The 13,422-nt window shown below is 36.6% G+C and carries 10 protein-coding genes; 7 read left to right on the top strand and 3 right to left on the bottom strand.

The window, feature by feature from the left end; translation table 11 throughout:
• Positions 1-70: 70 nt before the first annotated feature.
• Genes ODR02_RS03600 through ODR02_RS03570 form a run of 7 tightly spaced genes read left to right on the top strand, consistent with a single transcriptional unit; the run spans position 71 to position 7,718 of the window.
• A complete protein-coding gene (locus tag ODR02_RS03600; RefSeq protein ID WP_309511648.1) occupies positions 71-1,405 on the top strand; it encodes a DUF4178 domain-containing protein in 1,335 nt (444 codons plus the stop codon).
• Positions 1,402-1,602: a hypothetical protein gene (locus tag ODR02_RS03595; RefSeq protein WP_209786152.1), complete on the top strand. Its 201-nt coding sequence runs from the start codon at positions 1,402-1,404 to the stop codon at positions 1,600-1,602. The genes ODR02_RS03600 and ODR02_RS03595 overlap by 4 nt, the downstream gene beginning before the upstream one ends.
• Before the next feature lie 12 nt (positions 1,603-1,614).
• A complete protein-coding gene (locus ODR02_RS03590; RefSeq protein ID WP_045491052.1) occupies positions 1,615-1,830 on the top strand; it encodes a DUF350 domain-containing protein in 216 nt (71 codons plus the stop codon).
• Complete coding sequence (locus tag ODR02_RS03585) at positions 1,823-3,337, top strand: polyamine aminopropyltransferase (protein ID WP_309511647.1); 1,515 nt, start codon at positions 1,823-1,825, stop codon at positions 3,335-3,337. The genes ODR02_RS03590 and ODR02_RS03585 overlap by 8 nt, the downstream gene beginning before the upstream one ends.
• Before the next feature lie 37 nt (positions 3,338-3,374).
• Positions 3,375-4,901 carry an NAD(P)/FAD-dependent oxidoreductase gene (locus ODR02_RS03580; protein WP_309511646.1) on the top strand — a complete coding sequence of 509 codons (1,527 nt, stop codon included), beginning with the start codon at positions 3,375-3,377 and terminating at the stop codon, positions 4,899-4,901.
• A gap of 9 nt (positions 4,902-4,910) precedes the next feature.
• On the top strand, positions 4,911-5,936 hold the full coding sequence (locus ODR02_RS03575) for a hypothetical protein (RefSeq protein ID WP_309511645.1): 1,026 nt from the start codon (positions 4,911-4,913) through the stop codon (positions 5,934-5,936).
• A 27-nt stretch (positions 5,937-5,963) separates the two neighbouring features.
• A complete protein-coding gene (locus ODR02_RS03570) occupies positions 5,964-7,718 on the top strand; it encodes a discoidin domain-containing protein (RefSeq protein WP_309511644.1) in 1,755 nt (584 codons plus the stop codon).
• A 49-nt stretch (positions 7,719-7,767) separates the two neighbouring features.
• Here ODR02_RS03570 and ODR02_RS03565 read toward each other — a convergent pair whose 3' ends face one another.
• The 3 genes from ODR02_RS03565 to ODR02_RS03555 all read right to left on the bottom strand — a co-directional run bounded on the left by ODR02_RS03565 (position 7,768) and on the right by ODR02_RS03555 (position 13,284).
• Entirely contained in the window at positions 7,768-8,628 is an 861-nt protein-coding gene (locus tag ODR02_RS03565) for an alpha/beta hydrolase (RefSeq protein ID WP_309511643.1), read from the bottom strand.
• 81 nt (positions 8,629-8,709) lie between these two features.
• A complete protein-coding gene (locus ODR02_RS03560) occupies positions 8,710-10,977 on the bottom strand; it encodes a TonB-dependent receptor domain-containing protein (protein WP_309511642.1) in 2,268 nt (755 codons plus the stop codon).
• Positions 10,978-11,022: 45 nt separating this feature from the next.
• Entirely contained in the window at positions 11,023-13,284 is a 2,262-nt protein-coding gene (locus ODR02_RS03555) for an outer membrane beta-barrel family protein (RefSeq protein WP_309511641.1), read from the bottom strand.
• Between the last annotated feature and the right edge of the window lie 138 nt (positions 13,285-13,422).

Genomic DNA, 13,422 nt, shown 5'->3' with positions numbered 1-13,422 from the left:
TGTTGAAGAATATGTTTGCAATACCTGTTCTCATCTCATTGATGTAGCTGAAAACAAAAAAATTAAACATTTGAAAGTCCCTACAGAAAACGTTGCGTTGGATGTCGGGCAAAAAGGAAAAATAGGAGAGGAAGAATATACTGTTGTTGCCATTATTGTCAAGCGGTATGGTTCCAGTATTTTCTGGCGCGAATATTATCTCAAAGACAGCAAAGGAAATGATGCTTTCCTGAGCGAAAGTGATGGGCATTGGGTTTTCCTGATTCCAATGCATCCTGACGATTTTAAAAGTAAAAGCTCGAAATTACCAACCTATGCCGGGCGAACGTATCGCTGGTACGAAAATTCTCAATGCAGCATTGAGGCCGCCGCCGGTTTTTTTGATGAACATCTGGATTTCAGCATTGCTACCTATAAAGAATACGTCAACGGAACACGCATGATCTCTCAGGAGAAGAGCAGCAAAAAAAGTCAGTATTTTTATGGGGTGCATATTTCAAAATATGAGGTTAAAAGAGCTTTTAAAATAGCTAATATGCCCTATTATACAGGAGTTGGAATCGTTCAGCCTTATTATTTCGATATGAAACAGGCTTTAAACATCTTTTGTGTAGCAGCATTAATGATATGTCTGCTTCAGTTGTATGTTTATATCTCAAGAACAAACGAAACTGTTTTTGAGCAGTCGATCAACTTCGCTGATGTAAAAGATAAAGAGCTTGTCAGTAAAAGCTTTACCCTTTCGGGCGGCTCAGCACCATTAAAAGTCAATGCTTTTTCAGCGGTTGATAATTCATGGGCGAATATTCAGCTGAGTCTTGTGAATGAGAATACTAACGAGGTGGTATATACTTCAAAAGATATTGAACAATACCACGGTTATGAAGATGGCGAAAGCTGGTCGGAAGGAAATCAGTCGGAAGAATTCAACCTCTGTGGAGTAAGCTCGGGAAAATATCATTTCCTTATTTCAGCTGAAAAAGAAGGATCATTATTACCTGCATTTTCCGGTCTTCAGTCGTCAGATTCGAAAGTATTGATCTCCAGGGATAAATCCGGGGTTCTGGATGTTACTGATCTCTATACAGCACAATCTACCACTTTCATAGACGGAAGAACCCTTGAAAAAGATACCACAGAATTGGGTAAACTGGTGAAAGCATCCTTTGGAACTTCAAAAATAGATTCCCTGATCAATGCTGAAGGACTAAAGCTTACAACGGATATTGTTGCATCAAACAATGATGTTAAGATCAAAGCAACCTGGCTTCCTGTCTCATTCTGGAATTTCGGAGTTATTTTATTCATAATGATTATTCTGTTTGTAGCGATGCTTATGGGAAAACATTCCTTTAATGTGAAGAAATGGAAGAACAGTTCAAACACCCCTTATTCTACATCATGATGAACAATATTTTAAGTTACATAAGACAAAACCTGATGCTCTGCCTGATCGGAGGATTTTTCATAACCCTGTTTGTATACCTTACCTACCAGGGAAATCAGGTCTGTGACTGTGCCAAAACAGAAACATACCGCGACGGAACTACAAAAAGCCACTCCAGAGGAGGAGTTGGATTCTACAGATACTATCACAAATAAAAATATAAAACTATGGACAACATCAATTTCTTACCCATATTAAACTCGGTACTTTACTCATTTCTGGGAATCGCTATTCTGCTGGTATGCTATTTCATTATTGAAAAACTTACCCCGGAAAAAACATGGCATGAGATCGCTCAGAACAAAAATATAGCACTGGCTATTGTTTTCGGAGCATTTATCATCGGAATTTCAATGATTATAAGCGCTGCAATTCATGGATAAGAAGAGGATTCCTCTTGAGCTGCTTTTATTGTTTTCAGTATTCGTCATTGCTACATGTGGATTGATTTATGAATTGGTGGCCGGAGCCCTGGCGAGCTATCTTTTAGGAGACTCTGTAAAGCAGTTTTCTTTCATTATCGGGGTGTATCTGTTTTCAATGGGAGTAGGTTCTTACTTTGCGAAATTCATCAAGGGAAATCTTATTGATAAATTCGTTGAAATCGAAATCCTTGTAGGAATAGTGGGCGGAATCAGTTCTGTTGTACTGTTTATTTTATTCAATACCCTTGCCCATTTTGAAAGCGTTCTCTATCTTTTTGTCTTTTTCACAGGATGCCTCGTTGGAGTAGAAATTCCGCTTTTGATGAACATTCTGAAAGACAGAGTGCAGTTTAAAGATTTAGTTTCAAATGTCTTTGCATTCGATTATATCGGAGCTTTACTGGCTTCGATTCTTTTTCCATTGGTGTTAATTCCGAAGCTGGGAATTGTAAAAACGCCTTTGTTTTTCGGATTGATTAATATCTCTATTGCCATATTTCTATGTTACTACCTTAAAAAAGAATTGTCGAAACCATTCTCCTTAAAAGTAAAGTCTATTGCTGCCTTTGTTTTTCTGCTGGGACTTTTCATTTTCTCAGATACTATTTTATCTTATTCCGAAGAAAAATTATATGGTGAAAATGTAGTGTATACCAAAAGCTCTCCCTATCAGAGAATTGTGTTGACGAGAAATACGCATGAGTTTCGTCTCTATTTAAATAACAACTTACAGTTTTCATCCACTGATGAATACCGTTATCATGAAGCATTGGTACATCCTGCGATGTCTATGGCAAAAAATATTGATAATGTTCTGATTCTGGGAGGAGGAGATGGTTTTGCTGCAAGAGAAGTATTGAAATATAAAGACGTTAAAAAAATAACGCTTGTGGATTTGGATGGTGAAATGACTCAGTTTTTCAAGACCAATGAAACCATGCGCAGACTGAACCAAAGTTCTTTTTCCAATCCTAAAGTGGAAGTCATCAACAAAGACGCTTACATTTGGGTTAAAGAGAACAAAAAAAAGTTTGATGTCATTATCATCGACTTTCCCGATCCATCCAATTACAGCTTGGGAAAACTCTATTCCCTGCAGTTTTACAAAGAACTGGAGAGACTGACGACTCTTGATACGAAAATTGTGGTTCAGACCACCTCGCCTTATTTTGCTCCGAAATCTTTCTGGTGTATAGAAAAAACGATCAATCAGATTTTTCCTTTCACAGCCGCATATCACACCTATGTTCCGTCTTTTGGGGAATGGGGATTTTCTATGGCTTCGTTTGAACCGGTCAACAACAGGATCTACAGAAAAATTCCTGGGTTAAAATATTATGATTACAACTTTTCACAGATGTCCTATTTTAATAAAGATATGAAAGTGAAAGACGTAGAAGTTAACCGTCTGGACAACCAGATATTAGTTCGTTATTTTGATGAAGAGTGGGGAAAAGTACAGTAGAAAGGATTTTCTTAAAACTATATTTTTAGGTAGTATTATGTTCCCTTTTCTCCAGTATTGTGGAAAGAAGGTAAAGTCATTATTACTGAAGATAACAGGTACAAATCATGTTCTCGGGCATCAGCTTTGGGCAAAAGATTTTCCACCGTTTTCTGAAGTTATCCACACAAAATATCTTATCGTTGGTGGTGGGATTTCCGGGCTTTCGGCATGTCGCTTTTTTAACCTGAATAACGAAAATGAGTACCTTCTCCTTGAAATGGAAAACCATCTGGGAGGAAATTCTTCAAACGGACAAAATTCATTTTCTAAATTTCCTTTAGGTGCGCATTACCTGCCTTTACCCAATAAAGAGAACATAGAAATCATAGAATTTCTTAAAGAATGCGGAATCTGTCTTGGAAGTGATAAGAACGGAGAACCCATTCTTGATGAATACCAAATGACTTTTCCACAACAGGAAAGGCTGTTTTATAAAAACTCATGGCAAAACGATATCGTTCCCCAAAGAGGTATTTCCCCCGAAACACAGCAAGAGATCAGCCGCTTTTTTAAACTGATGGATGAACTGCGTGTAAAGAAAGATGCACAGGGGAAATATTGGTTTGCCATTCCGGTACATGATTCAAGCAGAGATGATGAGGCTGTAAACCTTGAAAAGCTCATTTTCAAAGACTGGCTCAAAGAAAATAACTATCACTCCGAAGAACTTCTCTGGCTGTTAGACTATTCCTGCAGAGACGATTTCGGATTAGGAATAGATTATGTCTCGGCATGGGCTGGAATTCATTATTTCGCCGGAAGAAAAAATAACTGGAGCACCCAATACAAAGATCAGGTATTTACATGGCCGGAAGGCAATGCAAGGCTGGCAAAACATTTCTCAAAATATACTGAAGGAAAGCATTTGTCCGGTAATCTTGTCTTTGAGGTAAAACTCAATGATAAAGTTGAGGTACTGAGTTTTGACAATACACAAAAGAAAACCCAAAAGATCATTGCTGATAAAGTACTGTTTGCATCACCTCAGTTTGTCAATGAAAGAATTTTAAATCATAAAAAGGCATCGTCATTCAATTATGTACCCTGGCTTTTAACAACCATTACTTTGAAGAATGAATTCGGAGGAGATGAAGAGTTGGCCTGGGATAACGTAATCTACGGATCTTCCGGATTGGGTTATATCTTTGATCAGCATCAGAATCTTAACCAGATTATGGGTGAAAAAGTAATTACCCACTATAAGAGTTTTTCAACTGGAGATTGCAGAAAAGCAAGAAAAAAGCTGTATGCCATGAAAGACGCTGAACTGAAAGATTTAGTTTTAAATGATCTGAAGAAAGCACACCCTCTGATAGAAGATTTTATTCTGGAAATGCAGTTCCATAAAATAGGACATGCTATGATAGCACCAGTTCCTAACCAGATTTTTGGAGAAGAAACCCGAACAGCAAAAGAACCTATTGAAGATAAAATTTTCTTTGCCCATTCTGATCTTTCAGGAATATCTATTTTTGAAGAAGCCTTTTATCAGGGAATCCGGACTGCGGGCCAAATGATATAAAATGATACGATGAAACAACCCTGGATACATAACGCAAAAACAGACTGGTGGTTTATTTTATCACCGCCTTTCGTGGTGCTGCTGATTATTTTTCTTTTTCAGAAACAGATTCAGGGGCTGGAAAACCATTATTCTTTTTACACATGGCTTTTTCTGATTGTTTTTGTGGATGTGGCACACGTATATTCCACCCTGTTCAAAACGTATTTTGTAAAAGGTGAAATTCAGAAAAATAAACTGCTTTATCTGGGAATTCCCTTTGTGAGCTGGATATTGGGAATTATTCTGTTTCAATTGGGAAGCCTGACATTCTGGTCAGTTCTTGCATTGGTAGCTGTTTTTCATTTTATACGCCAGCAATATGGTTTTATGAGAATCTACGCCCGCTTCGAACTAAATAACTGGAGTAAGAAAATAGATGAGGTGGCCGTTTATTCTGCTACCATTTATCCCATGCTGTATTGGTTTAAAACACCGCGTGCTTTTACATGGTTTGTCAGCAATGAGTTTGACTGGCTTAAAAATCTTCCAGATTATGTCCCTTTGATGACCATAGTATATTTCACCATTCTTACCATTTGGGTGATTAAAACTGCTTTTGAAGCTTTTAAAACAAAGAATATTAATATTCCTAAAACAGCATTGATCATCGGAACTTTCCTTTCCTGGTATTTTGGGATTGTTTACTTTAACAATGATCTTCTTTTTACTTTTCTCAATGTCGTCTCCCACGGAATTCCTTATGTCGCATTGATCTATATCCGGGAAATCAAACAAAAAGAAAATCCCCAGCTGAACTGGATGTCTATTTTTAAATCCGCTTCAGGAATATTTTTGTTTGTAGGAGTTATTTTAGGTTTTGCCTTTTTGGAAGAACTTTTATGGGAAACTTTAGTGTGGAATGAACATTTTTCCCTCAATATAATGGTGTCAGAAAAATTATTTCAGTTTCTCATTCCATTGCTGGTCGTTCCACAACTTACTCATTATCTCCTGGATGGCTTTATTTGGAGAAAACCCAAAAAAGTTAGCTAACTTTGCGATAATCTTTAAAATCTAAAAATGAGACAATATTTTCTGGCATTAGCAATTTTTCTTGGAATTATTGTAGGAGCCCAGCAGAAAACGTTCTGTAATCCTATTAACATTGATTATGGTTATACTCCTTTCGAAGTTTTTTCAAAACAGGGAAAACACCGTGCTACAGCAGATCCGGTAATTGTTAATTTTAAGAATAAACTGTTTCTTTTTTCTACAAACCAGGAAGGATACTGGTATAGCGATGATATGCTGGACTGGAAATTTGTAAAAAGGAAATTCCTCAGAGATAATAAATATACCCATGATCTTAATGCTCCGGCTGTCTGGGCAATGAAAGATACTCTCTATGTCTATGGTTCCACGTGGGAACAGGACTTTCCCATCTGGAAAAGTACAAACCCAACCAAAGATGACTGGAAAATTGCAGTGGATACGCTAAAAGTAGGAGCTTGGGATCCGGCATTTCATTATGATGAAGATAAAAATAAATTATACCTCTACTGGGGCTCAAGCAACGAATGGCCTTTATTAGGAACAGAGGTGAAAGTAAAAAATCTTCAGTCTGAAGGTTTTGTAAAACCCATTCTTAAACTGAAACCTGAAGACCATGGCTGGGAACGTTTCGGGGAATACAATGACAATGTCTTTCTTCAGCCTTTTGTAGAAGGGGCGTGGATGACGAAGCATAACGGTAAATATTATATGCAGTATGGTGCTCCCGCAACAGAATTCAGTGGATATTCCGATGGAGTATACGTAAGTAAAAATCCTTTGGAAGGTTTCGAATACCAACAGCATAATCCATTTTCTTATAAACCGGGTGGTTTTGCCAGAGGAGCAGGCCATGGAGCTACTTTTGAAGACAATTATAAAAACTGGTGGCATATTTCAACCATCTTTATTTCCACCAAAAATAATTTTGAAAGAAGGCTGGGAATCTGGCCGGCAGGTTTTGATAAAGACGATGTAATGTACTGTAATACGGCTTATGGAGATTATCCAACTTATCTTCCACAGTATGCTCAGGGAAAAGATTTTACAAAAGGTCTTTTTGCCGGATGGATGCTGCTGAATTATAATAAACCGGTGCAGGTTTCATCTACTTTAGGAGGATATCAGTCCAATTATGCTGTGGATGAAGATATCAAGACCTATTGGAGTGCTAAAACAGGAAATTCAGGAGAATGGTTCCAGACTGATCTTGGTGAAGTTTCTACTATTAATGCCATTCAGATCAATTATGCAGATCAGGATGCAGAGTTTATGGGGAAAACTTTGGGAAAAATGCATCAGTATAAAATCTATGGATCTAATGACGGGAAGAAATGGAATGTGATTGTGGATAAAAGCAAGAATACGAAAGATGTTCCGCACGACTATGTTGAATTGGAGCAACCCGCAAAAGCCCGTTTCCTTAAAATGGAAAACATGAAAATGCCTACCGGGAAATTTGCATTAAGCGGTTTTAGAGTATTTGGAAAAGGAGCCGGAAAGCAGCCTGCCAAAGTAGAGGGTTTCGTACCTTTAAGAGCCGATCCTAAAAAATATGGGGAAAGAAGAAGTATCTGGATGAAATGGCAGCAGAATCCTGAAGCAGACGGCTATGTAATCTATTTTGGAAAAACTCCGGATAAATTGTACGGAAGCATTATGGTCTACGGAAAGAATGAATATTTCTTCACGGGAGCAGACAGAACGGATGCTTACTATTTCCAGATTGAAGCTTTCAACGCCAATGGTGTTTCCGAAAGAACAGCTGTGGCAAAATCTGAATAAATCAATTTAAAAGATAAAAAAATGACACGTTTTGAAATATCAGAACGTGTTATTTTTTGCCTGTTTTTTTAAGAAAAGTTTCAATTTTATCTATAAGAAATTGATCATTGGGTTGTTTATCCCAATCCAGATGTCCGCCATTGAATTGATAAGATTCATGGATAACTTGATTTTTATTTAAAGTTGAATCTAAGATCTTTTCTTGAGTAGAAGGAATCACACGATCCGAATTGCCGTAATAAGATAGAGTAGGAGGAGAATTTTCATTTATCCATTTAACAGGACTGGCAAAATCTATTCTGGATATTCCAAGTCCTGATACATTAGGATCTACCAATCTTCTTTCCACAAAAGAATATTCCTGATAATTTTTGAAGCCTGGATCGGAAAGGTCAGCAGGGCCAACAATATTAACAACTGCTTTTATCCTTTTATCTGTGTCGAATTTATAAGCATATAGCATGGATAAATGCCCTCCGGCACTGTTTCCTAATAATATTAATTTAGGGTTGTACCTGAGTTTCTTTTCTAAGAAAGCGGAAACCTCTTTAATATCATTCATTTGATTAGGCAGTCCATAATTGGTTTCTGAAACCAGTCTGTAGTTCATATTAACAAAAACATGATCAGGAAACTTCTGCATTAGAGAAAGGGTGAAGAGGGTGAGCTGTGATTTATTTCCACTACGCCAGCCTCCACCATGAATAATGATGAACACCTCTTTTTTACCCTGAGATTTTTTGGCGGGAATATAGAGGTCCATAATCTGTTCCGGGCTGTTTCCATAATGAATATTTTCTTCTTTATCAAAGTGGATATCTTTGCCCAGTTCTATCTTTTTTTCTTTACAGCCATTCCATGTAAAAAGTAAGATCAGGCAAATCAAAATAATAGGTACATCTTTTTTCATAACTATTAAATATAAAAAATCCGCTGAAAAGAATCAGCGGATACTGTAAGAATAATTGAATATGAAGAAAGAAATTTCTTTTTATCTTGTTCTGCTTTTGATAGCATCTGAAGCCCCTTCGATGTCTCTTACCTTTTTTACTTTCTGATTTCCGAAATTGTAGGTAAGGCTTACTGTTAAACTTCTGTTGTAACGGTTTTGGTGGATGTAATTATAATTTCCGTTTTCCTGGAAGTCTTCAATTTTAACGATGTTGGTATTAAGAACATCATTTACATTCACTGCAAAAGTCCAGTCGTTCCACATTTTCTTAAGGCTGAGGTCTAAACTCATTAAATTTTTCAAAGAACCAAGCTCAATCTGCTGCTTGTCTACAAAGAAGTAATTAAGTCCGAAGAACCATGTTTTCTTTTTATCAAGACGGATGGTATTGTTGGTCTGGATCAGAAGGCTGGTAGAATTTGTTTTATTGGTGTAGGTAATAAATTTTCCTTCAGGTCCTTTATCATCTTTGAAGCGGTCTCCGGTAGTAGGGTCAGTATCAAGACTCCCATTGTTAATATTATGCTGCACCCCAATATTAAAGTTGGTTGTCCAGTATTGTTTGAAAAACGATTTCTGAATACCTACCATTGCGGACATTTCCTGCTTATTCCCAAAATTGGTTCTGATATACCTTAAAGCAGGATTTTCTCCTATTTTACCTTCAGGTGATACAGGATAACCTTGCAGTGGAACCTGTGTGATCGCATCCTGAATATAAGAATGGTTTAAAATCAGGAAATATGAATTTTTGTACATATAAGTAAGCTCCTGATTATAGGTGGAAGAGGCCTTTACAAATGGGTCATTCTGAGTATAATTATCATCTGTCAGGATGTTTCTTACCGGATTAAGTTCCCAGAAACTTGGTCTTCTCATTCTGCTAGAGAAGGAATAAGAGATATTGTTTTTATCATTAATCGCATAGTTCAGGCTTAGATAGGGAAGAAGGTTTTTGTAATTTCTTTCAATTCTTCTAAGAGCTTCTGTGGGAGCGTTGTCAGAAGTTCCCAAACTGTTTGTAATCTCGTATCGGGCTCCTACTTTTCCAGAAAGTTTGTCGGAAATTTTTTTCTCAACGGTAATATACATTCCGTAGATATTTTCATCATAGATAAAATGGTTAGGTCTTGAATCCGGAGCTTTTACGGGATTAAAAGAATAAGTAGTGTTTTTAGAATCGTTATCTGTTTTGGTTTTGTTGTAATTTCCACCTATAGATACTGTCAGATCATTTTTAAACTTTTGATTATAATCCACCATTCCGGAGAAGTTATTAATGATCTGTGGAAGATCCTGAATGACTTGTCTTGTTCTTGTCCCTACAACTCTGTCAATATCCGAAGCGAAGGTTTGGTTATCTGTGAACTGAAATCTTCTGTAGTTAAGATAAGCTGCATTTACATTCAGTTTACTGCCTAATGAATCTGTTTTTAATTCATAATTTAAATTCACAGAATTGTTATAAGATCGCGCATCTTCTTTGTTTTTGGACCATGTATATTCTGGTTCTTTTGCATTTTCTTTTTTTATGGTATTAAACAAAGCTACCGTTGAATTGTAACTTTTATTAGCCCAGGTATTCCATGATAAAGCCAGATTGCTTTTGTCGTTCAGCTGGTAATCAATATTCAGATAGCCCCCGATGTTTTTATTCGGATCATTAATATCTCCCGTAGATTCGTTAGAAGTCTTGGCTGTTCCGTTTCTTAACGTGTAAGTTTGTGCCTCAATATTTTCACCACCACTAAGACTGGCGCTTACTCCCAGTTTGTTTTTTCTGTAGTTGGCTGAGAAGCTTGCCTGGCTTCCGTTATATTTATTGGTAGTATTAGACATTCTCATGTTTCCGTTGAGACCGTCACTCATTTTTTTCTTTAAAACGATATTGATAATCCCATCAGATGATTCTACCTGATACTCACTTCCGGGTACTGTAATCACTTCAATTTTCTGGATGTTTTCAGCCGGAGTATTTTTCAGAAACTGAGCCAGAGATTCGGAATCCATATTGCTTTTTCTTCCGTTGATATAGATCAGTGCATTATTTTTCCCTGCAATTTTCAATGTTTTATCATCTGTGGAAGATAATAACGGAGTCTGTTTAAGGAGATCAAAAGTGGTATTTCCTTTGGCTACAGGAGATGCTGCTACATCATATACAAAACGGTCACTTTGCTTTTTAAAAACCTGTTTTGTGATGGTAACTCCTTCTATATTTTTTGTTTTTGCCGTATCAGATTTCTTTTCCTGAGCAAATGCGCAGGTACCAAATACGATGGCCATTGACAAAATTATACGTTTCATGTTGTTTTTATTTAAGAATGGATTTAGTGGGATACGTTGTATAGATTAGGTTCTTGATTTTACAGCATCATTCGCAGATTTCATTTCCCTTGCTTTTTTCAGTTTCTGATTTCCGAAATTGTAGGTAACACCGATGCTCATGAGCCTTGGATAATTGAAGTTGGTGATATTATTAAACTTTCCGTTAGGCTGTACTCCTCTTACTCTGTAGAAGCTTTGATTAAATAAGTCACTCACTTCCGCTACAATCGTCCAGTCCCCTGCAATTTTTTTTAGACTGAAATCAAAGCTTTGTCTGGCGCCTATCATACCTCCTTCCATTGCGGTCTGGGTTGCAAAGAAGTAATTAACTCCTAAGAACCAGTCTTTTTTAGATGAAAGCCTGATGACGTTATTGATCGTTGCAGACATATTGTAGTTTTTTACATCAATGATATAAGGATCCAGTGACTCGGATTCGTACTGACCCAGTTGAGAAGTTGGATCTTCCCATACTCCGCCTTTGTAGGTAACATAGCCTAAATTGACAGAATAGTTGGTTGTCCATATGTCTTTGAACCATGATTTGTTCATTCCCAGCGTAAGAGCGAGCTCTCTGTTTTTACCGTAATTGGTTCTTATATATCTTAAAAATCTTGTTGTTTTCATGATCATTTTTCCGTCTGGGCCATAGACTATATTTCCATTTTTATCCCTTTCTGGAGTGGTTAAAGTTCCCTGTAACGGAAGCATGTCCGAAGCAGATGCATCTTCCACCATATTAAAGCTAAGATTGGCATAGAATGCATTTTTGTACATATAGTTCAGCTCCTGATTATAAAATTTTGAAGCAAGAACAAATGGATTGTTCTGTGTATAATTCGTAGGAGTGAAGTAGGTTCTGGACGGGTTGAGTTCCCAAAATCTTGGTCTTCGGATTCTGCTTGAGAAAGTATAACTCAGATTATGATCAGAATTGATGGCATAATTTAAATTCAGATAAGGTAAAAGATTGTTGTAGTTTCTTTCGAATCCTGTTTTTTCCAGAATCTCTCCGGTACTTCTGGTCATCTCGTAGCGGGCTCCTATTTTTCCGGATATTTTTTCAGTCAGTTTACGTTCATAGTTCAGGTAAATACCCAGTATATTTTCTTTATAAATGAAGTGATTGGTTTGTTTAGGATCTATCACAAAATCACCACCTATTAATTTGTCTTGTTTGGTATCATTATCCGTGTTCGTATGATTGTAGCTGATTCCCATTAACCATGTTGAACCCTTTGCTGTTTTTTTCAGATAATCTATATTGGCAGCGTAGTTGTTAATGATTTGTGGTACAGCCTGATGTAATGCGGAGTATTTGTTGATCGTGTCATTTGTTAAAGGAAAACTTTCATTGAAACTTACTTTATCCCTGTTGAACCATAAATAAGAAACGTTTGAGGTAAGCTTACTTCCCAGAGAATCTGTTTTCATCTCATAATTCAAATTGAAAGAATGATTTCTGGTCTGTGCATCTTCATTATTGACCGTTCTGTTATTTAAAACGCCGTTTTGCCAGTTCGTAATATCCAGTACAGAATTGAAACTTTTATTATATCTCATGTTGTAAGAGAATCCAAAACTGTGTTTTTTATTGATCTCATAATCAACATTGAAGCCTCCTCCAAAATTTTTATTGGGATCATCATTAAATCCAAAAGATTCATTTTTGAAAGTAGAATCTCCGTTTGACAACGTATATCTCTGTCTGTCTGTCCAGCTTCCCATTCTGAAATTAGAATTCCCAGACCATTTTCCTTGTCTGAAATTAAATGAAGCTCCAGCATTGGGATTATTGTAATAAGCTTGCTCATTCTGCATTTTCAACGTTCCGTTGTACCCGTTGTTCTTGCTTTTTTTCATTACAATATTGATCACGCCTTCCTTAGACTCAACCTGGAATTCACTTCCCGGAACTGTAATCACCTCAATTTTCTGGATATCCTCAGATGGAGTAGACTTCAGCATTTCAATCAATGCCTCAGCATCCATATTGGTTTTCTTATTGTTGATATAGATGATCGCATCATTTTTTCCCAGGATCTTCAACGTTTTTCCATCAATACTGGAAATCATCGGAGTTTGTTTTAAAAGAGTAAAGGTGTTTGTTCCTTTGGCAATAGATGAAGAAGCTACATCATATACCAAACGGTCTCCTTGTTTTTTGAAAACCTGCTTCTTGATATTCACTGCATCAATAGCATTTACTTTCATACTGTCTTTTTTCTGCTGGGCAGTGATAAGTCCACCGAAAAATAGTGCTGCAATAAGAATTTGAGTCTTCATGATTATTCTTTTTTAATTAATAGCTTGTATGGTTAGTTATTTAACATTGCAAAGATATATAATAAATCAAGTATCATGCAATACAAAGTACTTAAAAATATTTTTGAATAATTATAATTAATTGATTATCAGTTAATA

Source organism: Chryseobacterium sp. CFS2 (assembly GCF_036543225.1).
Lineage (GTDB): Bacteria > Bacteroidota > Bacteroidia > Flavobacteriales > Weeksellaceae > Chryseobacterium > Chryseobacterium culicis_A.
This window is presented reverse-complemented; position numbering and strand designations above follow the sequence as displayed.

What these genes read in the sequence shown, in the direction of transcription:
- ODR02_RS03595 (WP_209786152.1), top strand. Translation starts at nt 1,402, where the DNA reads ATGATGAACAATATTTTAAGTTACATAAGACAAAACCTGATGCTCTGC.
- ODR02_RS03590 (WP_045491052.1), top strand. Translation starts at nt 1,615, where the DNA reads ATGGACAACATCAATTTCTTACCCATATTAAACTCGGTACTTTACTCA.
- ODR02_RS03585 (WP_309511647.1), top strand. Translation starts at nt 1,823, where the DNA reads ATGGATAAGAAGAGGATTCCTCTTGAGCTGCTTTTATTGTTTTCAGTA.
- ODR02_RS03580 (WP_309511646.1), top strand. Translation starts at nt 3,375, where the DNA reads ATGTTCCCTTTTCTCCAGTATTGTGGAAAGAAGGTAAAGTCATTATTA.
- ODR02_RS03575 (WP_309511645.1), top strand. Translation starts at nt 4,911, where the DNA reads ATGAAACAACCCTGGATACATAACGCAAAAACAGACTGGTGGTTTATT.
- ODR02_RS03570 (WP_309511644.1), top strand. Translation starts at nt 5,964, where the DNA reads ATGAGACAATATTTTCTGGCATTAGCAATTTTTCTTGGAATTATTGTA.
- ODR02_RS03565 (WP_309511643.1), bottom strand. Translation starts at nt 8,628, where the DNA reads ATGAAAAAAGATGTACCTATTATTTTGATTTGCCTGATCTTACTTTTT.
- ODR02_RS03560 (WP_309511642.1), bottom strand. Translation starts at nt 10,977, where the DNA reads ATGAAACGTATAATTTTGTCAATGGCCATCGTATTTGGTACCTGCGCA.
- ODR02_RS03555 (WP_309511641.1), bottom strand. Translation starts at nt 13,284, where the DNA reads ATGAAGACTCAAATTCTTATTGCAGCACTATTTTTCGGTGGACTTATC.